The sequence below is a fragment of the Nocardia abscessus genome (genome assembly GCF_015477775.1).
GTDB lineage: Bacteria > Actinomycetota > Actinomycetes > Mycobacteriales > Mycobacteriaceae > Nocardia > Nocardia abscessus_A.
Genome location: NZ_JADLQO010000022.1, coordinates 1 through 24,572 on the forward strand (window position 1 = coordinate 1; position 24,572 = coordinate 24,572).

Consider the following 24,572-nt stretch of genomic DNA (forward strand, 5'->3'; position numbering starts at 1 on the left):
CACGCCACGGCCACCACCCCCGCCACCACAACGGCCCACCGCCGCCACCCCGACCGAGACTGCCCCTGCTGTCGCTGCATCGATAACTCTCCATGAACTCCACCCGGCACCGTCGCCGAAGTGTCCTGAGTCGCTATAGCAGTGCGACATGAAGTACGTCACAGCCTTGCGACCTCCCGAACGGTAACACGGTTACCGAGAAGTTGGAATCGCGCGATGCCAACTTCTGATGACTGGAGTAGCCCGCCCAGGAAGCTCGGCGCTTACCGAGCAAGCCCAGAGCAATCCTCATTGTGGCCTTCTGCGCGGTCGGCGCCGCAGCGAGTTCGACGGGTTCAGCCGCGGCGATGCGTACCGCGTCATGGCACGGGCACAGGTGAGTCGCCACGGGCCTAACGGATGAGACACGTCGACCCCGCGCGGCGGCTGACCTTACCGAGGCGGTACGCAATATGGGCGCGGTCTGCCGAGTGGGCTGAGATCGGCACCGGCGGGGGAATATGGCCAGAGTCCGCTACGGAAGATCTCGATCGCGCCGACCGAGACCCCTGGAGCCGCCGCGGCAATCAACGCCTGCGCTTTGAATGCCTGCGCGGCGACACTCAACCGGTGCAGCACCGGATCGACCCGATGCCCGGACGGAGACGGCCAACCCTCACCCCACACGACCACTTCGACTCCGCCGTCGTTCAGCGCCTCGAGCAGGCCCCGGCGCGCCCGGTGATCGCGTTCGCAAACGTGCGCGGCAACGGCCAATGCGTCCGGTCGACGCCCCTCGCCCCCTGCGGCGAGCGCCGACTCGAGTTCCGCCACCTCCGCGCCCAGGATGCGCAGCGGCCGGGAATCCGACATCTCCGCAACGAGCACCGTCACATCCCAGCCCGCGACCGCTCGATCGAACAGCCAGCCGCCGGCGTGCTCTACGGCATCAGGCACACTGCTGGCAACCACGTCGAGGCGATACCTCATCGCCTCCCCCTCCGCCCACCGAGTCCGGCGGCTGTCGACTCGCGGGTGCCGATCCTCATTCCCGCACGGCCACGGCCACGGTGCACGATCGCAGGACCACCGCCACCGCGCTCCGCTCGGCATGTGCTCGCCCTCCCGATCGGACGTTGTCGATGCATCGAAACCTCCCCACGAACTCCACTACCGCGACTTGCCGTCGGCGTGATCCGAATTGAACGGTGATGAACATGACGTCCATCACAAGCGCGACCACCGAACGGTAACACAGTTACTCTCTGTGGCGGCCGAAGCCGCTGCACTGCCGCTCGAGGCGACCGCCGCGGTCGCCGACAGCCTTCGTGGCGGGCATCCCGGCAAGCCGGGCGCAGAACAGCGTGACACCGGAGTGGTGCCGAGCTCCCCTCGGCATTACCGTAGGCGGGTGGGTCCGGGACCGAGAGCCGCTTCCACCCGGCAAGTCATCATCGGCGTTGTGCTCGAGTTGTTGGAATCCGACGGCTACGACGCCGTCCAGCTCAGAGAGGTCGCGCGCCGAGCGCATGTCTCACTGACCACCGTCTACAAGCATTTCACCGACCGCGACGACTTGATCCTCACCGCTGTCGAGCGCTGGATGGCGAGACACAGCTACTCGGCGATGGAGCGACCGCGCGCGGATGAGACATTGCACGAGGGGCTGATGCGAGTCCTGAGGTACGTATTCGAACCGTGGGAGCGCAACCCCAGGATGCTCGAGGCATACCACCGCGCCCGCACCGGTGCGGGCGGACATCGCTTGGACACTCAAGGCATTCACGCATTGCTGCCGATCGCCGCTGCGCTGTTCAAGGGTGCCGACTCGTCCTACGTCGAGGATGTCGCACTGGTCCTGTCCCATATGACCTACGCACTGATCGGACAGTTCGTCGACCGCAGCCTCGAGATCACCGAGATACTACCGATTCTCGAACGAGCTGTGCACCGGCTGACCAGCGACAATCGCGCAGCGGCCGGCATAGGAAGCACGATGGCTCAGCACGATACGCCCACATGGAGCGTGAGTCCTACCCTGGCGGCACCTTTCCAGCCGGTAGCCGATGAGCTGCAGCACGGACAGTCGACGCGCCACGAATGAAAGCGCTTTCGCTGCAAGCCCGAACGTGGTGCGAGCGTGGAAGCCACCAGGAGCTGACGGTGATGGCGGACGGTCCGCTCGCAATCTGTCATCGTGGGATCGGCACAGGGGCATGGGGACCGCCGTAGGGAGTGGGGATGGACAGTGGTCCGACCGGTGCGGGGTCGGCAGTCTGGAAGGGATCGCTGTGCGGGGGGCGTGGCACCGGGTCGTCGGGTGGTCGTGGAGCGTTGCGGGCGCCGCGAGGCAGGAGCGTGATGTCGGGGTCGGTGCAGTCCACGTGGAGGTAGGGCTCGGCGTAGTCGGGCACGGAACCGGGGCGTCGTGGCACGTTGTAATCGCAGGCGTAGCGGGGGTAGATACTCGCCAGTGCCCAGACACCGCCGTCGTGGAACGCCGAGGTCACGGCATCGAGTGCCGATCCGGCACGCTGCTGGGGGAAGAAGAACTCGTTGAAGGCGGGGATTCTGGAGTAGGAGACCTGGGAGACGGTGACGAGGTTGCCCAGCAACTGCACCATGGTCGGTGCGTTCTCGACGATGATGGTGTCGAGGGTGGTCAGCATCGGCGGAGTCTGCGTGACGAGTTGTTCGAAGCCGTCGGTCATCGAAGATATGCCGCTGAGTGTGGCCGCCAGGTCTGCCGAGGTGGACTGCAGTGCGTCCTGGCCGTCGCGCAGGGCGGCGAAGACGACTCTGCTGTTGTGGAGCAGGCTCACCGTGTGCGGTAGTGCCGTGTCCAGCGTCGAGATGAGGAACGTACCGCCGTCGATGATCGTCGCCAGTTTGTCGGGGCCCGCCTGGCTGACACCCAGTTCCCGGGAGATGGCTGCGAGCCGGGCGGGATCGATCTGGGCGAGTGTGCCGCTGAGGCTTTCGAGCATGTCCGACAGCGGCACGGGGGTGGAAGTGCGGTCGGCGGTGATCAGTGCGCCGTCCGTGAGGTAGGGGCCGTCATTGCCGGCGGGAAGGAAATCCAGATACTGCTCGCCGGCCGCGGAGAGGGCGGCGGCACGGACCTGTCCGGATGCGGGGATCCGGACGTGCTCATCGATGGCGGCCACGGCGATCACTTTGTCGCCTGCGACGTCGACGGCGTCGAGATGCCCGACGCGGACTCCACGCAGTGTGACCTCCTGTCCAGGGAGCAGCCCGCCGGATCGATCCAGTTCGACGCGCACCCGATACGAATGGTCGAACGGATCGATCTCGAGTGTGCCGATCAGCAGATACCCACCGGCACTGCCGAGGATGGCGAGCAGGCCGAGCAGCGAGGCCGCCACCCGATACCGGTGTGCGCGGCGGACGATGCCGACGGCTAGGCGGGCGGGTGCTTCCCACTTGCTCTGGCCGGATGTACTGGTCATCGTGGCGGGTCTTCCAGGCGGTTGCCCAGTCGATCGAGCATGTGCTGCAGCGAGCCCACGAAGGCGGTCCAGTCCGTCACGTCGGGAAGCCTGCCACCGGGTGTGCCGGGGAACCCGGGGTCGGGGACGGCGCCGACGGCGAGTTGGACGAGGTCGACGTCGACGTGGCCGTTGGGACCACTGATCATCTTGAGGACGATGCCCAGCATGTTGTTCAACTCGTCGAGGTCGGCGTCGGGATTGACCGCCGCGGCATTCAGCCCCGCGGCCAGTTGGTTGATGTTGGCGATCATGCTCGTGTCGTTGGTGCCCTGGATGCTGGGGAACCGCGCGAGTTGCGCGGTGATCGTGTGGATGCGGTCCACGAGTGTGACGAACGAGTCGGTGTTGTCGGCGAGCACCTGCATGGCTGGTCCTGCCGCGGCGACGGTGTCGGTGAGGGTGGCCTGATGGGTGGCGACGGTCGCGCTGAGGTCGGCAGCGGAGCGCAAGAGTTCGTCGATCTGCTCGGATCGAGCCGAGAGCGTGCCCAGTAGTGTCCAGGTCTGGTCGAGCAGCGCGGCGAGTCGCTCGCCGCGCCCTCCGACGTGCTCGCCGAGCGCGGAAATCACCTCGGTGAGATAGTCGATGGTGCCGCCGCTGACCAGAAGTGATGCGCGAGTGAGCATTTCCTCGATCGTTGTGGCAGCCGAGGTGGCCTCCAGTGGAATCGCGCTGCCGTCATCGAGCATTGCGGTGTCGGGCTCCCGGACGCGGGGCGGTTTCATCGCGACGAAGACATCGCCCATGGGCGTGGCCGATCTCAGCTCTGCGGACGTGCCGAGGGGCAGACGAACGGTAGAGATGATGCGCAGGGTGACCACGGCGGTGTAGTCGCGGGCGGACATGGAGTCGACCTGGCCGATGTCGGCGCCGTTGAGCTTCACCTTCGCCTTGGTGGGCAGGTTGAGGGCGTTGGAGAAGGTCGCTGTGAGGGTGTAGGTGTCACCACCGAGTCCCGGCGCGGGGAGCGGTAGCCGGTCCAGCCCGGCGGCGCATCCGGGGGCGGACAGTGCGAGCACGGTGGCGGCGGCGAGGTGGAACATGCGACTCGATCGTGTCATCGGCTGTGCTTCTCCGCGATTCCCGCCAGGATGGCGGTGATACCGAAATCGGGTCCCATGTCCCGCATGGTCCCGGTGGCGCAGCCGAGATTTTGCAGCTGCAGCAGATTGCAGATCTCCTTGACCATCTGGCCGTCGAGCAAAAGTCTGTTGATGTCGATCGTGGCGCGTAGCGCGCCGACGTTCTGGTCGATGGCGTGGTAGGTGTTGTCGGTGACCAAGGGGAACACGTCCAGGAATTCGGCGATGTTGTAGTCGTAGGCGGCCAGGGAGGCCGACACGGTGTTCGCGTCGGCCGCCAGCTCGGAAATGGTGCCCCGGTGGCGTCGGAGTAGTTCGGTGACCTGCACGATGATCCTGTTCAGCGCGGCGCCGGTGGCGCCTGCGCCCAGCTGTTGCTCGGCCAGGAAATCACTGAGTTGCGCTATGGCGGTGCCGAATTCACGGAGCGTTCGATCGTTGCGCGCGGCGGCCGCGGTCAGGGAGTCGAGGTTGGTGACGACGGTGGTGATCGCGTCGCGTGTCGCGGCACCGTGGTCCTCGCCCAGTTGCAGCGCGCGGGAAAGCTCACCGAGCGCGGCCCGCATGTCGCCGCCGTTGCCGCTGGTGGCCGCATCCCCCACGTTCATCAGGTCGGCGATCGGGCCTGAGCCGTTGCCGTCACCGCCGAGCGAGGTGGACAGCTTCTGCGCCATCGACAGCAGGGCGTCGAACTCGACCGGGGTCTTCGTGCGGGTCGTGTCCAGCACCGCACCCGCAGGCAGTGTGGGCCCACCTCGGTAGACCGGCGTGAGTTCGATGTGGCGGTCGGTGAGTATCGAGTCGGAGATCGTGACCGCTTGGACATCGGCTGGAAGCCGGATTCCGCTGTCGATTCTCATCTCGACTTCGACGTCGGTGCCGCGGGCGTCGATGCGCACGATCCGGCCGACGCGCATGCCGAGTACCGAGACCGAGTTGCCCTCGTAGAGACCGTTGGCATTGGCGAATTGCGCTGTGATGGTGGTGGTATCCGTGCCCGGTCCGGACGGGCATCCGGCCAGGCAAGCGGCGGTCAGCGTGACCACGGCCAGCTTGAGGGTGGACAGCGTGACGTTCATCGGCAGTCCTGGAGGTAGGGGGCTCGGCCGGCCGCGACAGCGGTGGCGCTCAACGCGCACATCCAGGAGTCGATGAAAGCGCCATCGGGTGCGTTGGCGCTCAGTTCTGCTCCCGTACCGGTGGCGTTGGCGAACAGCCGCCACGGGACCGGAAGGATTTGCAGGATGTTGCGTAGCAGCTCGTCGTGGCCGGCGATCATCGCGGCCATGTCGTGCAGGTCGGTCATCAGTTGCTCGATCTCGGCGTGTTCGCCGACCACGATCGGTTCGAGTCGCCGGACCAGCGTGGTGGTCGCATCGAGCAGCCGGCGCAGCGCGTCCTGGCGGGCGATGATCTGCTGTAGGACGGTGCGGCCCTGGCCGATCACCGCCGCGAGATCGGCCTGCTGTGTACGGATGACGGTGCTGACCTGGCCGGCACTGGTGATCAGGGCGCCGATCTGGTCACGGCGTTGCGCGATGACGGTCGAGAGTGCTCGGATGTCGCGCAGTATGCCGGGGATCAAGGATGGCACACCTTCGAGCCCGCGAGACAGCGACGTCATCGACTGGGCGATCCGGTCGGCGTCGAGTTGGCCGAATGTGGTGGTGGCGTCCTGCAGCGCGGTCTCGAGATCATAGGGGACGGTGGTGCGGGACAACGGGATCAGATTGTCGCGAAGTTCGCCGGTGCCGGTGGAGCGCAGTTCGACATAACGCGAGCCGAGCAGGGTGGTCAGTTTGATCGCGGCTTCGGTGTCCGCGCCCAATGTGACGTCATCATTATCGATCGCCATGGTCACCTCGACATGGTCACCGGCCAGTCGCGTGCTGGTCACCGTGCCGACGGGGATACCTGCCCAGGTCACCGCGTCTCCCGCGCCGAGCCCGGCGGCCTGCGCGAAGTCGGCTCGGTAGGTGCGTGAGCCGAGATGCAGCGAGTCGAGTACGACCATCGCGACCAGCACCAGCACCATCGCGACGACGGCGATGAGCCCGGTGCGCAGCGACTTGTCCGCGTCGGACGGGCCGGTGCCCGCTGTGCGCGGCCGGGGTAGTGGGCGGGTGAGGGCGTGCAGTTGCATCATCATGGTTACCTGCAGATCGCGGAGTTCTGGTGACGGCCTGTGGGAGAAGCGGCTCCCAAGATCTGCGAGATCACTGGATCGACTCCCGGAACGATGCTGAATCCGATATCGCAGACATAGGCGTTGACGAAGGCGCCACTGTCGGTGGCTCGGACCATGGATTTGAGCAGCAGCGGAAGATTGAAGCCGAGATAGGCGAAACGCTCCCGGCCGGCGACGAAATGCCTTGCGAATCCGGGTTCCCGGCCGACGAACTCGTTCAGCGACGGCGTGGCGCCGTCGACGACGGCCGCGGCATCGGCCACGACGGTGGCGATCCGGCCGGTCTGGTCCATCAGTGTGTCACGGCGGTCCTGGAGTGCGTCGAAGATCTTGCGGGTCTGGGCGATCGTTGTCCGCATCCCCGCGCTTTGGCCGGCCAGCGCGGTCATGACAGCCGAGAGATTGTCGATGAGTGCTCCGAGGATCTGGTCGGGCCCGGCGAAGGCCTGCGCCAGTGTCGCGGTCTCGGTGATCAGGGCGGCGATCGCGCCGTCGTCGCCCTGGAGTGCTCGGATCAACGCGGAGGTCAGATTGTCGACGTCCTGAGGGGCGAGCGTACTGAACAATGGCTGGAATCCGTTGAGCAGACCGGACAGATCGAAGGAAGGTTCGGTGTGTTCGAGCGGGATCTGCGCTCCAGGTGCCAGAGGCGCCGCGTCACCGAAGTCGGACATGCTCAGTCCGAGGTAGCGTTGCCCGATCAGATTCTGATAGATCACCGAGGCGAGGGTGTTGCCGTAGACGGGTTGATCCCGGCGCAGCCGGAAGGTGACCTTCGCCTGCGGTCCGTGGATGTCGATGGCATCGACTCGGCCTACCTGCACCCCGGCGACCCGAACGTCATCGCCGACACGCAGTCCGGAGACATCGGTGAACACCGCGGAATAGGAGTGCGTGTCGCCGGCGACGTCGCGTTGCAGCGTCACCCGGACCATCCACGTCAAGAGCGCGGCGACGAGCAGGAACACGGTCAGTCCGGCGAGGTCGCGTCTATGTTTCACCGCCGTCCCCCTGATGCCGGTGATGTGGGAGCGCTCGCCGTGGGATCGGCCACGGGCGGTGTGCCGAGGTCGGCGAGTGGCTGCTGTGTCAGGCCGAACAACTCTGCGAGGCCGACGGATTCGGGTGGCAGGCCGAGGCGCTCGGCGACGCGTTGTCGTTGTTCCGGTGTGTTCAGCGGCGGATCGGTGGAGCCGATGACGGGCGGCCCGCCGGCAGGTCCGTTTTCGCAACTCGCCCCGGCCAGTTCGCCGTATCGGGGGCAGTCGGTCCGGGTGTACTGCTTGTGCGGGGTGAGCTCGATGATGACTTTGGCGGTGCCGCTCTGGCTGTCGGCTTGCCAGAAATCGCGAGCGAAAACTCGAGCGATCCGGGTCTGCGAGGTCGTCATCTGGACGAAGTTGCCGCTGCCTGCGGCGAGGATCTGGAGGACCGGCCCCATTCTGCTGTTGAGGTCGATGATGGTGTCGGTCCGATTGGTCATCGCTGTGCCGACCCGTTCGGTGGTCGCGATGCCGCCGGTCAGCAATTGCGTCAACCGGAGCCGCTGCTCGGCCACGCTGCGCATGGGCCCGACCGCGTCGTGCAGGGCGGCGAGCAGGTCGGGCGCTGACTGCTGCAACCCGCGCACTGCCTCTGAGAGCCCAGTGAGGAGAGAGAGTTCGCCACCGGAAGTTGCCTCTGCGTTGTAGGCGCGCACTACTCGCTCGAGCTGGGCAGCGGCTGCCAGCGCGTCCTCCCCCCGGCCCCGCGTCGCTCGCTCGACGGTTTCGAAGATCCCGACGGTGGGATCTGAGCCGGGGCGTCCCACCGCGGCGACGATGCGGCTCAACGCTGTCAGCGAGGTCTGTAGCTGCACACCGGCGCGGCTGTGATCCTCCGGGATGGACGCGCCGGCCGTCACGGCGGTACCAGGACCGTTGTCGATGAGCTGGATCGACGGCACAGCGAAGACGTTGCTCGGGACGACCCGCGCGGTCACGGTGGCAGGAATCCCCGCGGCGTGCTCGGGCACCAGGTCGATGCGTACCTTGTTGGGTTGCCCATCGGCTGCGGGAACCACCTCCTGCACGCTGCCCACCAGCACGCCGCGATATTTGACGTCGGACCGCTTCGGCAGCCCGTCGCCGACATCGACCAGCAGCGCGGTGACCTCGACGGTGGGCGTGAACGCACCCTCGGACCGGGCGATCATCGCCGCGGCGGCGGCGGTGACAACGGCCAGGACGGCTACGCCGCGCACGAACAGGCCCGCGTTGGTCAGATGCCTGTCATCGGATTCGAACAGTATCGACATCGCTCTACCCGCTTATTCTCGAACCGGCGTCGAAACCCCACAGTGCCAATGTCATCAGCAGATTCACCGAGATCATCACGGTGATGCTCGCGCGCATCGCTCGACCGGCCGCGACACCGACTCCTTGTGGCCCACCGCGTGCGTAATAGCCGTAGTAGCACTGGATCGTGGTGGTGACGATGACGAATACGATCGCCTTCAGCAGCGAGTACAGGATGTCGGTGCCGCTGAGCACCAGGTCGAAATAGTGTTCGTAGGTCCCGAACGATTGTCCGCCGATGAATCCGACGAACAGCTCCACGGCAAGGTAATCCGCTGCGAGGCCGGCCAGGAACAAAGGAATCACCGCCACGATCGAAGCGACCAACCGTGTCGAGACGAGGAAGGGAACCGGGCGGATCGCGATGGCGTCGAGCGCATCGATCTCCTCGGAGATCCGCATCGCGCCCAGCTGGGCGGTGAACCGGCACCCCGCTTGGGCGGCGAATGCGATGGAGGCCATGATCGGAGCCAGCTCACGGGTCGCGGCGGTCGCGGCGATCATCCCGGTCGCCGGCTGCATGCCGAGCAGCTTCAACGCGTTGAATCCCTCGATACCGACGATGCCTCCGGCGGCGGCGCCCAGGATGATCATCACCCCCGCGGTTCCGCCACCGACAATGAGCGAGCCGTTTCCCCAGGTCACATCGGACAGGATCCGCATGGATTCCTTGGTGTAGTGCCGCAGGGCCACCGGTATCGAGACCACGGCGCGCACGAAAAAGGTGAACATGTGCCCGAGCCGGATGATGCCGTACCACGGTGGGCGCGCCACGGCGATCGCGGCCCGGACTCCTGGGGGGCGATAGACGGTGGCCATTACAGTGTCGTCCTCGGGAACAGCATGGTGTAGATCTGGGTGAAGCCGAGATTGACCACCATCAGCACGACGATGGAGGCCACGACGGCAGCATTGACCGAGTTCGCGACGCCCCCCGGGCCGCCACGCGTGTTCAGGCCCTTCTCGCACGCGATGACAACGACGATCACACCGAACACGGCGGCTTTGACCATTGCCAGGTACAGATCACCCGCGGTCGCGAAGGAGGAGAAGGTCGCCATGTAACTGCCCGGTGTTCCGTCCTGGACATAGACGTTGAACAGGTAGCCGGCGAGGAAACCGACAAAACAGCTGACACTGGTGAGTGCCATGGCGATGACGATTCCCGCGGCCAGTCGAGGCACCACGAGCCGGCGCAGCACCGAAACTCCCATGACCTCCATCGCATCGATCTCCTCGCGGATCTTGCGCGAACCGAGATCGGCGCACAGTGCCGAACCGACCGCCGCGGCAAGCAGAAGGGCGGTGACGAGCGGCGCCGACTGACGGATCACGGCCAAGCCGCTCGCCGCGCCGGCCAGCGCGGTGGCGCCGACCTGTCCGGCCAGCAGACCGAATTGGATGGACAGTGTGGCGCTGATGGGCAGTGCGACCGCCACCGTCGGAAGCAGTGAGGTCTTGACCATGAACACCGCTTGCGCGACGAACTCGTCGAAGGGAAAGCGGCGTCCGGCGATGTCGGTGACGAGGTAGCGAAAAGCACGTCGACCGAGCGCGACTTGCCGTCCGACGGTCCGCAGCGACGCGATGGGGTGTCGCTGTGCGTAATTCTTCGACCAATCCTTGATCTCGGTGACCGCGGATGACGCGGCCGGATGGGAATTCGAGGTCTCATCGAGTGTCACTATGAGCCTCCTCTTTCCGGTGTGGACGTTGGTGCTTGACGGTGACGCGGAACGAACCTGTTCTCGATCTGCCGCACCATGGCGGTGGATCCCTGGCTCGAATACGGTTCCTCGTTACCGCGATTTCGGTGCGGCGAGTTCTCGAAGGGAGGACAGAAACAGTTCATCCATGCGCGGGCTCAGTTCGCTCAGGGTCGCGGCGCTGGCATGGCCGGCAGAGCCGAAGACACGTTCGAGGGCATCGGTGGGTGTCGTGGCGCCGATGGAAAGACACAGGCAGGCGATACCGTCGGCGCGGAGTTCTTCGAGTGCCTTGTTGGCGTCGGCTTCCGCGTAGCGGCCTTCGTAACCGTCGTCGTAGGGACAGCCGTCCGACAGGACGATCAGCAGCCGGTTTTGGGTGCCCGCTTGGGTTTTCAGGATGTCACCCGCACCGCGGATGCCGGCGCCCAGGCGTGTGTAGTTCGAGGGTTGGAGCTGGTTGAGCCGGGCTCTTCCGACGGCGCCGAAACGTTGCCCGAACGTCTTGATCGCCGGCAGATGAACAGCGTGGCGGCCCTGTGAGCGAAACGCGTAGACCGCGACGCGGTCGCCGAGATCTTCGAGCGTGACGGCCAGTACGGCGGCTGCCCGTCGCTGGTGATCATGGACGGCGAGGCCCTCGGTATCGGTATCGGTGGCCGACCCGGAGGCGTCGAGCAGAATGAGGACGCCGAGATTGCGCTCGAGTTTGCGGCGTTCCAGGTAGACGTTTTCCGGTGGTGAATAGCCCGAACGCAGATCGACGAACAGATCGATGAGCGCTTCGATATCGAGCTCGTCGCCATCGGGACGGCCGCGCAGGACCTTGGGGCCGAGGCCGATGCGAGACAAGCGTCGGCGGAGTACGTCGTCGTGCGGAACACCGGAGGCCGCGATGTCGGCGGCGACGGTGAGCGGAAAGTCGATGACCCGGCACCATTCGGGCCGATACCGGTTGTTGTGCACGTCCCACTCCGGATGCAGTGCACCGCCTACCCCCAGCGCCGCACCGGGCTTTCCGTCATCGGTGAATCGGATACGGGTAGGCAGAGGTTGGGCATCGGCTCCCACCGTGCGCACTCGCCGAACACTGCGAACCTGCATCTCTGCGCCGGCAGATCCGTCCCCGGGGGCGCGGGAGTTGCCGAGGAGCTTGCGCAGTCGGTCCGACAGCGCCCGCGAGTTGAACAGTGGATTCTCGAACAGTTTGAGGATTCTACTTGCCCCGGACTGCTCGCTGTCATCGTCGTCCTCATCGGCCTCGGGCAAGTCGATGAGATCGAATTCCATGCGCAGCTCTTTGTCGGTGGCCCGCGCGCCCGGTCCAGTCCTAGGTGCCGGCAATCGGGAGGGTTTGATGACACCGAACCACTGCGGCGGGTCGGTGACCGGCGCGCGGCCTGCGGCCACCTCGAGTGACTCTTCGGCGGTCGTGGTGGCCGGTTGCTCGTCAGGACCGAGCGCTGCCGCGAGTGGAACTCGCTCGGCGAGGTCGGCGATCACTCGCCGACCTTCCAGCGCCAGGTAGCGTCGCGCTACTGCGGGACGTGCCCGAAAGGCCTTCACCAGTCGCGGATCCAGGCTCCCCGCCCCCAGCAACGCGGTCTGGAGCAGCATTTCACGGCGCTGTTCGGCGACCGAACGGCCCGCCGAGACGAAAATCATCTGACCGTTGGTGTGCGCAGCCTCGCCGGCCGGTGCCTCAGCGATATCGACAGACCGGCCGGCGATGAAGGTGGCGAGGAGGCGAAACCGGTCGAGGCTGTTCGGATCGGAAGCGTTCATGTTCGAGGCAGGACGGCATCGACGAGTTCGCCGAGAGCGCGCACGACATCCGGATCATCCGACAGTGCCTGGACGATGGCCGACTGGACGGCACTGCGCAGGCTCAGCCCTTCCGCGACGAGGCCGCCGGCCAGGATCAACAACCGGGTGGAGGCCACTTCGCGCAGAGGTGAGCCATCGAGGTTTCGAATGGCGTGACCGAGCTCGACCAGTGAACTCGCGGTCTCCGATCCGATTCCGGCTTCGTAGGCGACCACTTCCGTCTCGATGTCGACGGGTGGGAAGTCGAGCTCGATCGCGACGAAACGCTGACGGGTGGACTCCTTGAGGCTCTTCAGGACGCTCTGATAGCCGGGGTTGTAGGAGATCACCAGTTGGAAGCCGGGCGCCGCGCGCAATGTCGTGCCGAGTCGATCGATCGGCAGTTCGCGGCGGTGATCGGCGAGCGGATGGATGACCACGGTGGTGTCCTGGCGCGCCTCCACCACCTCGTCCAGGTAGCAGATGGCGCCCTCGCGCACGGCCCGCGTCAAGGGCCCGTCCGACCAGACCGTCTCCCCGCCCACGAGCAGGAACCGGCCCACCAGGTCCGCCGAGGTCATGTCCTCGTGACCTGCGGCGGTGATCAGCTCGCGGCCGAGTTCGTGGGCCATGGCCTCCACGAAGCGCGTCTTCCCGCATCCCGTGGGGCCCTTCAACAGCACCGGCGAACCACGCCGGGCCGCAGCACGGAAGACTTCCACTTCATCACCGACCGGCCGGTAGAACGGCGCATCCAAAACCGGCAGTACAGCGGTGGATCGACTGATCGACATATCAATTCCCTCGCTCGAATGGAACGACTTCCGGAAGCTTCGCGCCCTCGGGTAGAACGAGCCGGCCATCCGGATCGATGTAGCCGGTGTCCTTGCCGGGGATCGGCAGGACAGGATCGGGGCAGAGCCGCCCTGTGCCCTCACCGCAGATACCCATGTCGAAGTACGAGCGCTTCTGGATGTCCTCGGGCCAGGGATCGGCGTTCATGGCGAACCACTGCGCGGGAAGGTTGTAGCACACGAAGAAGAAAAGGCTGCACGCCGCGAAGATCGCCAGGAAGCGCGTAGTTTGCTGCTTCACGAACCCGCCTTGGACGCGTTCGAGTCCCCGCTCGACGAATGTCCGTCCACGATCGTCGGTGAAATAGCGCAGAGCGCACAGACCAGCTTGGACGCCTCCCCACATGAGCCCTTCATAGATCGGCCATTGGTAGTAGGTACCGGCATTGATCGACAAAGACTGGATCGCGCCGGGGTAGGTGAAAAGCCCCATCGGCATCAAGAACATGCCTTCGATGACGAGATCGAAGAAGAACGTCCAGACGATCAGGACACCGATCAATCCGTAGTTGTTGATATTCGGCCATTTCACCTTGGCTCGGCGCATGATCCAACATCCGAGGATCGTGCACAGCAGAACTCCGTAGGAGTAGCCCGCGGCATTCATCAGCAGCGGTTCGGCCATCATCTGGCCCGGTTCCGCATACGACCGCCAGCCCGGAATGTGCGCGACCCACGAGCCCCGGTTGAACATCCAGGTGTTGTACGTGCTCCACGTGTTGAAGTAGTTCAGCAGCGGATCCTGGAAGAACAGCAGGCCGCAGGCCACCAGCAACATGCCGTCGGTCGTGATCCGCCGCTCACGCCGCCACGGCCTGACGATGAAGTAGTAGATGCCGATCGGCCAGCCGGCCAAGATCACGGCCGTCCAGGTGATGAGGATCGTCTTCATCCACGTCGGCGGATCACTGGGTCCGGTGGGCACCCGCACGAAGAATGGCCCGGAGACCCAGCGGATCCACACGTACACCTGGAACGCCAGGATCAGACCGCCGACGATCGCCCAGATCCGGACGGGCTTGCTCGGTGACTGAACCCGGGCGCCCAGCGAGGCCGCTTCGCCGAGCGGCTCGGTGACGGTGGTCGCCTTCTTCCTCTCCCCCGGGCCGCTCATCGCACGGCCTCCTTCGGGATCACCGTTGCCCAACGCACCGCAAGCTCGTCGGCATCACAGGAAATGTCTGTCATCGATGGGGCAGTCATCGGTCGCCCTCCTTCAGTAGCCTGACGTCCGAAAATATACCAGTCAGAATCTGAGTATCGTAAGGGTTTCTGAGATTCATGGCATAATCGCAGGTATGGTTGAGCCTTGGACGAGGGAGCGGCGCCTCGAGCACACCCGCTCGCTTCTCGTCGACGCCGCGGAGCAGGTGTTCGCCGAGAAAGGCTTCACGCTGGCAAGTCTCGACGACATCGCACGGGCGGCCGGCTACACGAAAGGCGCCATCTACAAGCACTTTTCCACGAAGGAAGAGCTTTTCCTGGCGGTGAGCGACCGGTACTGGCAGCGCTACTTCGATACGTTCAGCGAACTGCTGTCAGCGGCATCCGAGGTGGGAGCGCATGAACTCGACCAAGTTGCCCAGCGGTGGCGCCAACTCAGTGAAGTTCGAGGGGCCGCGCCCGCCGCTCTGGGCTACGAATTCACTTTGTATCTGTTGCGCAACCCCGAGGCGCGGGAACGGGTAGCGGCCAAGCGAGCAGAGGTCGTCGAAGCGCTGGGGCGGTTCATCGTCGAGGGCCTCGACCGAATCGGCGCCACCCTACTGATCCCTCCGTTGACGTTCGCGCGCGTGCTCATCGCCACCACCGACTCCGTCGCACTGGGAACCCAAATCGACGACGTCGACCTGTACAGACCGACTCTCGAAATGTATATGTCGGCAATCAAGCTGCCCGGACGATAGTCCCACCTCGGATACCGCGCGCGCACGAACCGCGGTCCGCTCTGGCCCCGGCAGCCGGAGAATGCCGATCCAGTCGTCGTCGGGGGTGTTGTCTTCGACGCGGGCGACGTCTGGCCCTGGACGACATGGACCTCATCGAACTCAACGAGCCTTCGCCGCCCAGGTGCCGGCAGAGTGGAAACTCGGTCCCGACGCCCCACGGCTGTACCGCACGGGACCGGCATCTCCCCGGGGGGCGCCGGTTCCGCTGAAAAGCTTTCCATTCGATCGTTGATCGAGAAGATCCCGGATGGCGGGCCCCGCCCCGTGCAGTACCGCGAGCTCGGCCCAGATCCACAGGGACACCGGGTCCGCGAAAACCGCTGCCGCACCGGCCCCAATCGATCGAACTGCTCGAAACGAGAGCATGCCGATCATCCCTTCGGTGAGAAAACGAATTCCCGTACCGCGGTAACGAAGCGCTCGGGTTCCTCCAGATGACCCATGTGCCCGCTGTGCTCCAGGATCACCAGTCGGGAATCGGGGATCAGTTCATGCAGTTCCCGCCCCCAGCGCGGTCCGCAGATGACATCGTGGCGGCCCACGACGACCAGCGTCGGCACGGTCGAGTTCGGCAGGTCCGCGCGGTCGTCGATGAGATCGGGAGTCAGGTCCGCGTCCAGTCCCGAGACATAACTCGCCCGCAGGCCAGTGCATCCCGGGGCCGCCAGGGTGGGCGAGGCAGACCGGCCCGCGGCCGTACACGTGGTACCGCTGGGTGATTCCGTCGGAATCGAAGGCATACGTACCAGGTGCGAGTTGTCCGGTCTCAGGTGTCGAGTGCGAGGTGGACATCACGCGGCCTGCAGCGGTCCGGAGAGCGACTTGCGCAGCGAGGACGGGCCGACCAGCGGCAGCAGCGCCGCCAGGAGCTTGCCCTTGAGCGCCCGCGGGGTCCGGGTCAGCTCGACGTCGACCCGGGTGCCGTTCGAGTCGGGCGTAGCGCGGAAGAACCAGCCGCCGCCCGCGCCGAACAGTTTGGAGTCCAGTGTGGTGACGGTGACGGTGTCACCGTCCGGATCCCAGTCGTAGCGGGCGCGTTCCCAGGCAGCCGCGGTGCCTTCGGTGATCTCGGCCCAGTTCTCGCCGCGGTCGTGGACGACGAAATGCTCGGCGTCGATGCTCGGCCACACCTCGGCACGGGTGGGTCCGAAGTCGGTGAGCACCCGTACGACCTCGGCGGGAGTCAGGGTGGACAGGAGATGAAAATGAACCGTAACCATGGAAGTACCCTCGCCGCCGAGGGCAGGGCGCCGAATCTGTCGGTTGACGCTGAAGTGACGTAATCCTGTTTCGGTAAGGTCACGAGCGGTCCCGGATGCCGTCACGGGTCCGGGAGGAGAGCGCCACACATGTCGATGTTCGGACGAGACACCGAGCTGAAAGACCTGGCCGCGCTCGTGGACGCCGTCGGTGAGCGGAGCGGGATCCTGGTCGAGGGGGAACCCGGAATCGGAAAGTCGTCGCTTGTCGAACGGACGGTCGCCACCGCGGCCGCGGCGGGGCTGCGGGTGTTGCGGACCGCAGGTGTGGAAGCCGAACACGGCCTCTCCTACGCCGGACTGCATCGGCTGCTGTACCCGCTGCGCCGTGCGTTCGATGCCCTACCGGCACGCCAGTTCGATGCGCTGACGACCGCTTTGGGCATGTCGGATGCCGTTGGTGAGCCCAGCCCGCACCTGGTGGGGCTCGCCGCCCTGACGCTGCTGGCCGACCTGGCGACCGAACGTCCGCTGCTGGTCGTCGCCGAGGACGTGCACTGGCTCGATCCCGCCAGCGCCGAGGTCCTCGCCTTCGTCGCGCGCCGCATCGACTCCGAACCCGTTGCCATGCTCACTACCGTGCGCGACGGCATGAACTCACCGCTCCGCGACGCGGAGCTGACCACCGTGCGACTGGGCCCGCTGCCCGATAACGACGCGAACGCGCTGCTCGACAGCATCGCACCGGAACTGCCCGCCCAGGTACGCCGCCGGGTGCTCGCCGAGGCCCGCGGCAACCCGCTGGCTTTGACCGAACTGCCGACGGCCGTAGCGGACCTCGCCGAGTCCGCTCCGACGCTGCCCTTGACCGAGCGTCTCGAGCGGACCTTCTCGACGCGCGGTGCCGCGCTGCCCGCACGCACCCGCTCGGCATTGCTCGTCGCGGCGCTCGACGACAGCGATTCGCTCACCGAAACACTGACTGCCGCAGCGATTCTCCTGGGATCCGAGGTGGGAACCGAGACTTTCGCGCCCGCCGTGACGGCCCGACTGGTCGACATCGGCTCCGGCACAGTGACTTTCCGTCATCCGCTGGTCCGCTCGGCCCTTGTGGCGGCGGCGACGGCCGAGGAGCGCCGCCGCGCTCATCAGGCCCTCGCGGACCTGCTCACCGAGTCTCCGGATCGCCAGGTGTGGCATCGGGCGGCGAGCACGGCCGGCGCCGACGAGGAGGTGGCCGCGGCCCTCGAGGACGCCGCCGAACGGTCCCGGCACCGCGGCGGCGCGGTCGCGGCGCTGGAACGTGCCGCGGCGCTGAGCGACACTCCCGGCCGACGCGCGGATCGTCTGCTGCGCGCAGCCGAACTGGCCGTCGACTCGGGTCACCGCGTCACGGCCGAACGGCTGGTCGACGCCGCGCGTGCGCTCCCCCTCACAGCCGCGCAGGAGGCCACCGCGAAGTGGCTGCTCAGCGGGTTCGAGGACGGGCTGCGCGAAAGCCCCTCGCGCATCGGCGAACTGGCCGCACTCGCGGCCTCCGTCGCCGCCGACGGGTATCCGGATCCCGCGCTGCGGATCATGTGGGGTGCGGCCATGCGATGCTTCTGGTCCGAACCCGGGCCCGATATCCGGCGCGCGGTGCTCGCGGTCGCCGACACCTTTGACATTCCCGGCGGTGATCCTCGCAAGATCGCGATCGACTCGATCGTGGCCCCGTTCGAACGCGGTGAACAGGTCCTCGGCCACCTGCGTGCGCTGGCCGCGACCACGCTGCGCGATCCGGAGGTCGATCACTTTCTCAGCAGTGCGGCATTCCAGGTCGGCGCTTTCGACCTCGCCGCGTACTTCGCCGGCGCCGCCGCACCTGGGTTCCGTTCCGCCGGGCGGCTGGGGCTGCTCACCCGCGCACTCGCGATCCAAGCCTGGAGCCTGGCCCGGCTCGGCGACCTCGCCGCCGCCGCGGCCATCGCGGCCGAGGCCGAGTCCTTCGCCCGGGAGACCGGGCAGCCCTTCATGCACGCGGCGGTGGTCGCCGTGCAGTCCGAAATCGCGGCTCTGCGTGGGGATTATTCGCAGGCCGCAGCGCTCGCGGCGGCCGCCGAACGCACCGGACTCGCCGCCGGCGCGCGCCCCGTGCTGGCCACCGTGCAACTCGCCCGCGGGCTCATCGCGCTCGGTGAGGGCCGATTCGACGACGCCTTCACCGATTTGGCCCGCCTGCACGATCCGCGCGACCCGTCGCATTCGCCGGCGCTGCGCGCGTATTTCCTCACCGAACTCGCCGAGGCCGCGGTCCGAGCGGGGCAGACCGACGCCATGGCGGAACTCCTGCGCGAACTGGAACCGGTAGCGGCGTCCACGCCGTCGCCCGCCCTGCACATTGGAATGCGTTATGCCCGAGCGGTTCTCGCTGGCGAGTCGGCCGGGGAGTCGTTCTCCGTCGCGCTGGCGGCGGATCTCACCCGCTGGCCCGCCGAACGCGGCCGCCTGCATCTGGCCTATGGCGAGTGGCTGCGGCGGCAGCGGCGGGTTGTCGAGTCCCGCACCCATTTGCGCACGGCCCGAGAGACTTTCGATGCCCTCGGCTTCGCCGCGTGGAGTGAGCGGGCCCGCCTGGAACTGCGCAGCGCGGGCGAATCGAGCCCGAATCGCGACCCGGACGCCCGCGAGCGGCTCACCCCGCACGAGCTGAGCATCGCGCAACTGGCGGCACAGGGACTGACCAATCGGGAGATCGGGCAAAGGCTGTACCTGTCGCACCGGACCGTCAGCACTCACCTGCACCGCATCTTCCCGAAGCTCGGAATCAGTTCACGCGGCGACCTCGCGGCGCTGCTGCCCACCTTGGACGAAACGACCGGTTGATCAACCGGTCGCCCGCGACCGATGGACACCGATTACGTCATCCGACGCTCGCGGCGTCGCCGGCGCGCTGCCTAGCGTCGACGGCATGAACATCAACCGACGACGACTTTTCGGTGGAGCGCTCGCGGCGGGCGCCGCCAGCCTGTCCGCGGCTTCCCTCAGCGCCTGCTCCTCCACCGGGCCCGCGACCGCCACACCAGGTGCGGCCCTGCGGGCCGGATCGGGAGCCAACACCAGCCTCGAGCCCATCAAGAAGATCGACGCCGGTGTCCTCACTGTCGCCTACGCGGAATTCGGGCCCGCCACCGGGCAACCCGTGATCCTGCTGCACGGCTGGCCCTACGACGCCTACAGCTACGCCGATGTCGGCCCGCTGCTGGCCGCGGCCGGATACCGGGTGCTCGTCCCATTCCTACGCGGATACGGTGGGACCACCTTCCGGTCCGCGCAGACCGTCCGCAACGGGCAGCAATCGGCCATCGCGCGCGACATCATCGACTTCATGGACGCCCTGCACATCGACGAGGCCGTGCTCGGCGGATTCGACTGGGGCGCACGCACGGTCGACATCATCGCCGCGTTGTGGCCGCAGCGGGTCAAGGCGATGGTCGCGGTGAGCGGATACATCATCACCCAGCAGGCGGCACAACAGCAGCCGCTGCCGCCCGAAGCCGAACTCGGCTGGTGGTACCAGTACTACTTCGCCACCGAACGCGGCCGCCTCGGATATACCCGCAACCGACACGATTTCAACAAACTCATCTGGCGGCGCGCGTCACCGGCATGGAATTTCGACGACGCCACCTACGACCGCAGCGCCACCGCCTTCGACAATCCCGACCATGTCGACATCGTCATCTCCAACTATCGGTGGCGACTGAGCCTGGCGCCCGGCGAACCACAATACGACATCTACGAACAGCAACTCGCCGCCGGACCGGCAATCTCCGTGCCCGCCATCACAATCAGCAGCGACTTCGACGGCGCGGCCAAGGACGGAAAAACATACCGCGACAAGTTCATCGGGAAGTACGAACACCGCGTCCTGGACGGGATCGGGCACAACGTCCCGCAGGAAGCGCCGCATCCGTTCGCCCGGGCGATCATCGACGCCGACCACCTGTGATGGTCGCGGAAACGACCGCTGCACAGCCGATATCCGGCGCCGGGGGGAAACACCGCCTTCGACTGGGCGGCTGGATTCCGTCGACTTCCTCGACGAGCACTCGACCACCCTATCAGCGTGTCAGACGGTGATTGTCTGGTATTCGGTGTACTGGCCCAAACCCACGGCACCGTACTCGCGGCCGATCCCGCTGGCCTTGAATCCCCCGAAGGGACCGTCGAATCCGATCGGCGCACCGTTGATGGTGACCGTGCCGGTCCGGATTCGGCGGGCGACGGCCAGCGCCGCGGCTTCGTCCGCCGACCATACGCCACCGGAGAGCCCATACTCGGAGTCGTTGGCGATGCACACCGCATCGTCGATGTCGTCGTAAGCGAGGACGACCAGGACCGGGCCGAAGATCTCCTCACGCGCGATGCGCATGGTCGGCGTCACGTCGGCGAAAACCGTCGGCGTGACATAGAAGCCGTCTCCCAAACCGGGCGGAACCTGCGGTCCGCCGCAGACCAACCGCGCGCCTTCACCGATACCGACCTCGATGTAGTCGCGGACTCGCTGTCGCTGATCGCCACGAACCAATGGTCCGATGAAGGTTTCCGGGTCGCGCGGATCACCTACCGGCAACGATTCGACCAGCGCCGCCAGCGCCGCGACCACCTCCTCGTAGCGTGAACGCGGGGCGAGGATCCGCGTTTGGGCAATGCAGGACTCGCCGTTGTTCAATAACGAACCGAACTTCAGGCCGTTCATCACCGCGGTCAGGTCGGCATCGGGCAGGATCACGGCCGCGGATTTGCCGCCCAGTTCGAGACTCACCCGTTTGAGCTGCGCGCCTGCGATGGATGCGATCCGGCGCCCGGCCCCGGTCGAACCGGTGAAGGCGATCTTGTCCACCCGCGGATGCGAGATCAGATACTCACTCGTTTCCCGATCCGCGGGCAGCACGCTGATCACGCCTTCCGGCAGCCCGATCCGATCCACCAGTTCGGCCAGCAGACCCATGCTCAGCGAATTCTCCGGAGACACCTTCAGCACCACAGAATTTCCGGTGAGCAAGGCGGGGAGGATCTTCGACGTCGCGGAGGAGAAGGGCGAATTCCACGGGATCACCGCCGCCACCACCCCGACCGGTTCGCGCCGCACCACGTTGCGGACGCGCCCATCCGGGTCTGAGGGGGTGAGCACGCGCTCCCAGTCGAAATGCTCCGCGGCCGTGAGGTAGGCATTCGCCAGCCGCGTCAGACCATCCTGACCCGCCTTGGTGAACCACGCGGCGGAACCGTTTTCGGCGGTGATGAGCTCGGCGATCCGATCCGCCTCTGCCTCGCGCAGCGTATTGAACCGTCGCAGCGATGCGATTCGCTCAGCAGGCGGGATGTCGCGCCACACGCGGCTTTCAAAGGCCCTGTGCGCCACCGCCACCGCACGGTCGACATCGACGGGTTGTGCCTGCGCCGCCCGGCCGATGGCCGATTGATCGTGCGGAGAGAGGATTTCCAGTAGGGCCGGTTCGCTGGGTTCGGTCCACGAACCGCCGACGTAGAGCCGGTCGTAGGTGATCATTTGGTTTTCTCTCCTGTGGTAATCGAATTCTGGTGATCGCGACCAGGTCCATCAGCCTGACCGCGTGATGCCGCTGCGCTCGACGTGTCAGGTTCCGCAGGGCCCGGTTACACCGCTGCGGCGCGGGAGACCGCGACACCTGTGCGCCCGCCGTCGACGTCGAGGACGATCCCATGAACGAAAGCCGCAGCATCGGAGGCGAGAAAGACCGCTGCGGCGGCGATCTCGTCGGGGTGACCGACGCGGTCGGCGGGCGTGCCGTGCATCATCGCTTCGACCGCGGCGGTATGTCCCGAATCGACCTCTGGATCGAGGGTGACGCCGGGCGAAATCGCGTTGACCCGCACCCCGGACCCCGCGAATTCCGCGGACCAGGCCCGCGTCAATGTCTCCATGGCACCTTTGGTCGAGGCGTACAGCCCGCCGACGGGCAGGCCGAGCCGGGCGACCCATGATCCGAGATTGATGATGCCACCGCCGGCCCGCATCCTCGGTATGACGGCTTGGGTGAGGAAGAACGGCGCTTTGACGTTCACCGCGTACACGCGGTCGAACACTTCCTCGTCAACGGTTTCGGTGGTGGACGGCGGGTAGATGCCCGCGTTGTTGACGAGAATATCGAGGCGCCCACCCAGTCGGGCAGTCGCCGCGTCGGCGAGGGCGCGCGAGGCTGCCGCAGTGCCGTCGAGATCAGCGGGTACGAAGTCCGCTCGGCCGCCGTCCGCTCGAATCTCCTCGAGCACCGCCGCGCCGCGCATTTCATTACGACCCGAGACGATCACGTGTGCACCGGCCGCCGCATACGCGAGGGCGATCGCCCGGCCGATATTGCTGGTGGAACCGGTCACGAGTGCCGTCTTGCCGGTGAGCTGTCCTGTCACGGAGAACCATCCATTTCGATCGTGGTGGGTAGGTGATCATCAGCTGTACGAGTCCGGCGAATTCTGTCGGTCGCGATAGGTTTCCAGCAGCCGTAACCAGATTTCGCTGATGGTGGGGAACGGCGGAACGGCATGCCAGAGTCGGTCGAGAGGGACCTCGCCGGTGATGGCGATGGTGGCCGAGTGCAGCAGTTCGGCGACGCCCGGCCCGGCGAAGGTGGCGCCGATGATCACCCGGCGGTCCGGGTCGATCAGGACCCGGGCCCGTCCTCGATAGCCGGGATCGTGTTGGATCGCGCCCGCGACCCGGCCGATGTCGTAATCGACCACATCCACGGCCCGCCCGGCGCGGGCGGCGTCCTCGGTGGTGAGGCCGACCGCCGCGATCTCCGGATCGGTGAACACGACCTGCGGCACCGCCTCGAGATCGGCGGTTCCGGCGTGCGGGCCCCACCGCTCGGTGTCCAACGTCAGCCCGCGCGCCCGGGCGGCGATGACGCCTCCGGCAATGCGGGCCTGGTATTTGCCCTGATGGGTGAGCAGCGCACGGTGATTGACGTCGCCGACCGCGTACAGCCACTCGCCGTCGACCGCAGTCACGGTGAAACTGTCGTCGGTGGTGAGCCACTGGCCGGGTGTCAGTCCGATGGTCTCGAGGCCGAGGTTCTCGGTGCGTGGCGTGCGTCCGATCGCCAGCAGCAGTTCGTCGGCGACCAGCCGAGTGCCGTCTCCGAGGCTGAGATGGATGCCGTCGTCGGGTCCGCCCGCGCGTTCCGCCGCGGTGATAGTCGTGCCCAAGCACAGCTGGACACCGGCCTCCCGGAGCCGCTCGGCGACCAGGTCCGAGGCGAAAGCCTCCACGCGGCCCAACAGCCGGGATTCGCGGGCGATGAGCGTGACCTGCGCACCCAGCGCCTGCCAGGCGGTGGCCATTTCGACAGCGACCACACCCGCACCGAGAATCGCGAGCCGATCGCACACATCCGGGGCGCTGGTGGCTTCGCGACTTGTCCACGGCCGCACCGCGTCCAGGCCCGGCAGCGGCGGCAAGGCCGCGGATGTTCCGGTGCACAGCGCCACCGCGTGCCGGGCGCCGAGCCGCACGATGCCGCCCTCGGGAGTGTGGACCGCCACCTGCCGGGGTCCGTCGAGCCTTCCGTGGCCACGAATGAGTTCGACCCGCACGGAGTCAAGCCAGTCGACCTGGTCCCGGTCGTTCCAATCGGCCGCCATGCGATCGCGGTGTTTCAACACCGCGGGCGCCTCGAGTCGTCCGGTGACCGCGCCGCCGATGCCGGGGAAGCGTGCGGCCTCGCGGTAGAGCAGGACGGGGCGCAGCAGAGCCTTGCTGGGTTCGCAAGCCCAGTACGAACATTCGCCGCCGACCAGTTCGGATTCGACGATCACGGTGCTCAACCCGGCGGCACGGGTCCGGTCGGCGACATTCTCACCGACCGGCCCGGCACCGATGATCACGACATCGTAGATGCGAATTGCCTTGTCGGACACGAGTTCACCTCCAACTC

Annotated in this window: 21 protein-coding genes; 4 read left to right on the plus strand and 17 right to left on the minus strand. The window is 66.6% G+C overall.

Annotation, left to right across the window (positions count from 1 at the left end; all coding sequences use genetic code 11):
- Positions 1–432: 432 nt before the first annotated feature.
- Positions 433–969 carry a hypothetical protein gene (locus IU450_RS35610; protein ID WP_195154109.1) on the minus strand — a complete coding sequence of 179 codons (537 nt, stop codon included), beginning with the start codon at positions 967–969 and terminating at the stop codon, positions 433–435.
- 472 nt (positions 970–1,441) lie between these two features.
- Between IU450_RS35610 and IU450_RS35615 the strand changes: the two genes are divergently transcribed.
- Positions 1,442–2,083, plus strand: a complete 642-nt coding sequence (locus IU450_RS35615; protein ID WP_195154110.1) for a TetR family transcriptional regulator — start codon at positions 1,442–1,444, stop codon at positions 2,081–2,083.
- An 88-nt stretch (positions 2,084–2,171) separates the two neighbouring features.
- On the opposite strand, the gene IU450_RS35620 is transcribed toward IU450_RS35615, so the two are convergent.
- The 11 genes from IU450_RS35620 to IU450_RS35670 all read right to left on the minus strand — a co-directional run bounded on the left by IU450_RS35620 (position 2,172) and on the right by IU450_RS35670 (position 14,577).
- Complete coding sequence (locus tag IU450_RS35620; protein ID WP_195154111.1) at positions 2,172–3,449, minus strand: MlaD family protein; 1,278 nt, start codon at positions 3,447–3,449, stop codon at positions 2,172–2,174.
- On the minus strand, positions 3,446–4,552 hold the full coding sequence (locus tag IU450_RS35625) for an MlaD family protein (RefSeq protein WP_228835594.1): 1,107 nt from the start codon (positions 4,550–4,552) through the stop codon (positions 3,446–3,448). The genes IU450_RS35620 and IU450_RS35625 overlap by 4 nt, the downstream gene beginning before the upstream one ends.
- Positions 4,549–5,652, minus strand: a complete 1,104-nt coding sequence (locus IU450_RS35630; RefSeq protein WP_195154112.1) for an MCE family protein — start codon at positions 5,650–5,652, stop codon at positions 4,549–4,551. The genes IU450_RS35625 and IU450_RS35630 overlap by 4 nt, the downstream gene beginning before the upstream one ends.
- On the minus strand, positions 5,649–6,722 hold the full coding sequence (locus tag IU450_RS35635; RefSeq protein WP_228835595.1) for an MCE family protein: 1,074 nt from the start codon (positions 6,720–6,722) through the stop codon (positions 5,649–5,651). Before IU450_RS35635 ends, IU450_RS35630 begins: the two co-directional genes overlap by 4 nt.
- Before the next feature lie 2 nt (positions 6,723–6,724).
- Complete coding sequence (locus IU450_RS35640; protein ID WP_195154113.1) at positions 6,725–7,762, minus strand: MlaD family protein; 1,038 nt, start codon at positions 7,760–7,762, stop codon at positions 6,725–6,727.
- Positions 7,759–9,057 carry an MlaD family protein gene (locus tag IU450_RS35645; protein ID WP_195154114.1) on the minus strand — a complete coding sequence of 433 codons (1,299 nt, stop codon included), beginning with the start codon at positions 9,055–9,057 and terminating at the stop codon, positions 7,759–7,761. The genes IU450_RS35640 and IU450_RS35645 overlap by 4 nt, the downstream gene beginning before the upstream one ends.
- A 4-nt stretch (positions 9,058–9,061) precedes the next feature.
- A complete protein-coding gene (locus IU450_RS35650) occupies positions 9,062–9,916 on the minus strand; it encodes an ABC transporter permease (protein WP_195154115.1) in 855 nt (284 codons plus the stop codon).
- Positions 9,916–10,782 carry an MlaE family ABC transporter permease gene (locus IU450_RS35655; protein ID WP_195154116.1) on the minus strand — a complete coding sequence of 289 codons (867 nt, stop codon included), beginning with the start codon at positions 10,780–10,782 and terminating at the stop codon, positions 9,916–9,918. Before IU450_RS35655 ends, IU450_RS35650 begins: the two co-directional genes overlap by 1 nt.
- A gap of 114 nt (positions 10,783–10,896) precedes the next feature.
- The gene (locus IU450_RS35660; protein WP_195154117.1) at positions 10,897–12,588 is read right to left on the minus strand and encodes a nitric oxide reductase activation protein NorD; all 1,692 of its coding nucleotides are present in this window, start codon (positions 12,586–12,588) and stop codon (positions 10,897–10,899) included.
- Entirely contained in the window at positions 12,585–13,403 is an 819-nt protein-coding gene (locus IU450_RS35665; RefSeq protein WP_195154118.1) for a CbbQ/NirQ/NorQ/GpvN family protein, read from the minus strand. The genes IU450_RS35660 and IU450_RS35665 overlap by 4 nt, the downstream gene beginning before the upstream one ends.
- A gap of 1 nt (position 13,404) precedes the next feature.
- Positions 13,405–14,577: a spirocyclase AveC family protein gene (locus IU450_RS35670; RefSeq protein ID WP_195154119.1), complete on the minus strand. Its 1,173-nt coding sequence runs from the start codon at positions 14,575–14,577 to the stop codon at positions 13,405–13,407.
- 184 nt (positions 14,578–14,761) lie between these two features.
- Here IU450_RS35670 and IU450_RS35675 point away from each other — a divergent pair, with 184 nt between their 5' ends.
- On the plus strand, positions 14,762–15,370 hold the full coding sequence (locus IU450_RS35675; protein WP_195154120.1) for a TetR/AcrR family transcriptional regulator: 609 nt from the start codon (positions 14,762–14,764) through the stop codon (positions 15,368–15,370).
- Between the two features lie 413 nt (positions 15,371–15,783).
- Here the strand turns inward: IU450_RS35675 and IU450_RS35680 are convergent, their stop codons facing one another.
- Together IU450_RS35680 and IU450_RS35685 are read right to left on the minus strand one after the other, a co-directional pair.
- A complete protein-coding gene (locus IU450_RS35680; protein ID WP_195154121.1) occupies positions 15,784–16,152 on the minus strand; it encodes an alpha/beta fold hydrolase in 369 nt (122 codons plus the stop codon).
- A gap of 51 nt (positions 16,153–16,203) precedes the next feature.
- Positions 16,204–16,632, minus strand: a complete 429-nt coding sequence (locus IU450_RS35685) for a hypothetical protein (protein WP_195154122.1) — start codon at positions 16,630–16,632, stop codon at positions 16,204–16,206.
- A gap of 129 nt (positions 16,633–16,761) precedes the next feature.
- On the opposite strand from IU450_RS35685, the gene IU450_RS35690 reads away from it, so the two are divergent.
- Together IU450_RS35690 and IU450_RS35695 are read left to right on the plus strand one after the other, a co-directional pair.
- A complete protein-coding gene (locus tag IU450_RS35690) occupies positions 16,762–19,476 on the plus strand; it encodes an ATP-binding protein (RefSeq protein WP_195154123.1) in 2,715 nt (904 codons plus the stop codon).
- An 85-nt stretch (positions 19,477–19,561) separates the two neighbouring features.
- The gene (locus IU450_RS35695; protein ID WP_195154124.1) at positions 19,562–20,602 is read left to right on the plus strand and encodes an alpha/beta fold hydrolase; all 1,041 of its coding nucleotides are present in this window, start codon (positions 19,562–19,564) and stop codon (positions 20,600–20,602) included.
- Between the two features lie 120 nt (positions 20,603–20,722).
- Here IU450_RS35695 and IU450_RS35700 read toward each other — a convergent pair whose 3' ends face one another.
- The 3 genes from IU450_RS35700 to IU450_RS35710 all read right to left on the minus strand — a co-directional run bounded on the left by IU450_RS35700 (position 20,723) and on the right by IU450_RS35710 (position 24,555).
- On the minus strand, positions 20,723–22,165 hold the full coding sequence (locus tag IU450_RS35700; protein WP_195154125.1) for an aldehyde dehydrogenase: 1,443 nt from the start codon (positions 22,163–22,165) through the stop codon (positions 20,723–20,725).
- 107 nt (positions 22,166–22,272) lie between these two features.
- Positions 22,273–23,046, minus strand: a complete 774-nt coding sequence (locus IU450_RS35705; RefSeq protein ID WP_195154126.1) for an SDR family NAD(P)-dependent oxidoreductase — start codon at positions 23,044–23,046, stop codon at positions 22,273–22,275.
- A 39-nt stretch (positions 23,047–23,085) separates the two neighbouring features.
- On the minus strand, positions 23,086–24,555 hold the full coding sequence (locus tag IU450_RS35710) for a dihydrolipoyl dehydrogenase family protein (protein WP_195154127.1): 1,470 nt from the start codon (positions 24,553–24,555) through the stop codon (positions 23,086–23,088).
- Positions 24,556–24,572 lie beyond the last annotated feature (17 nt).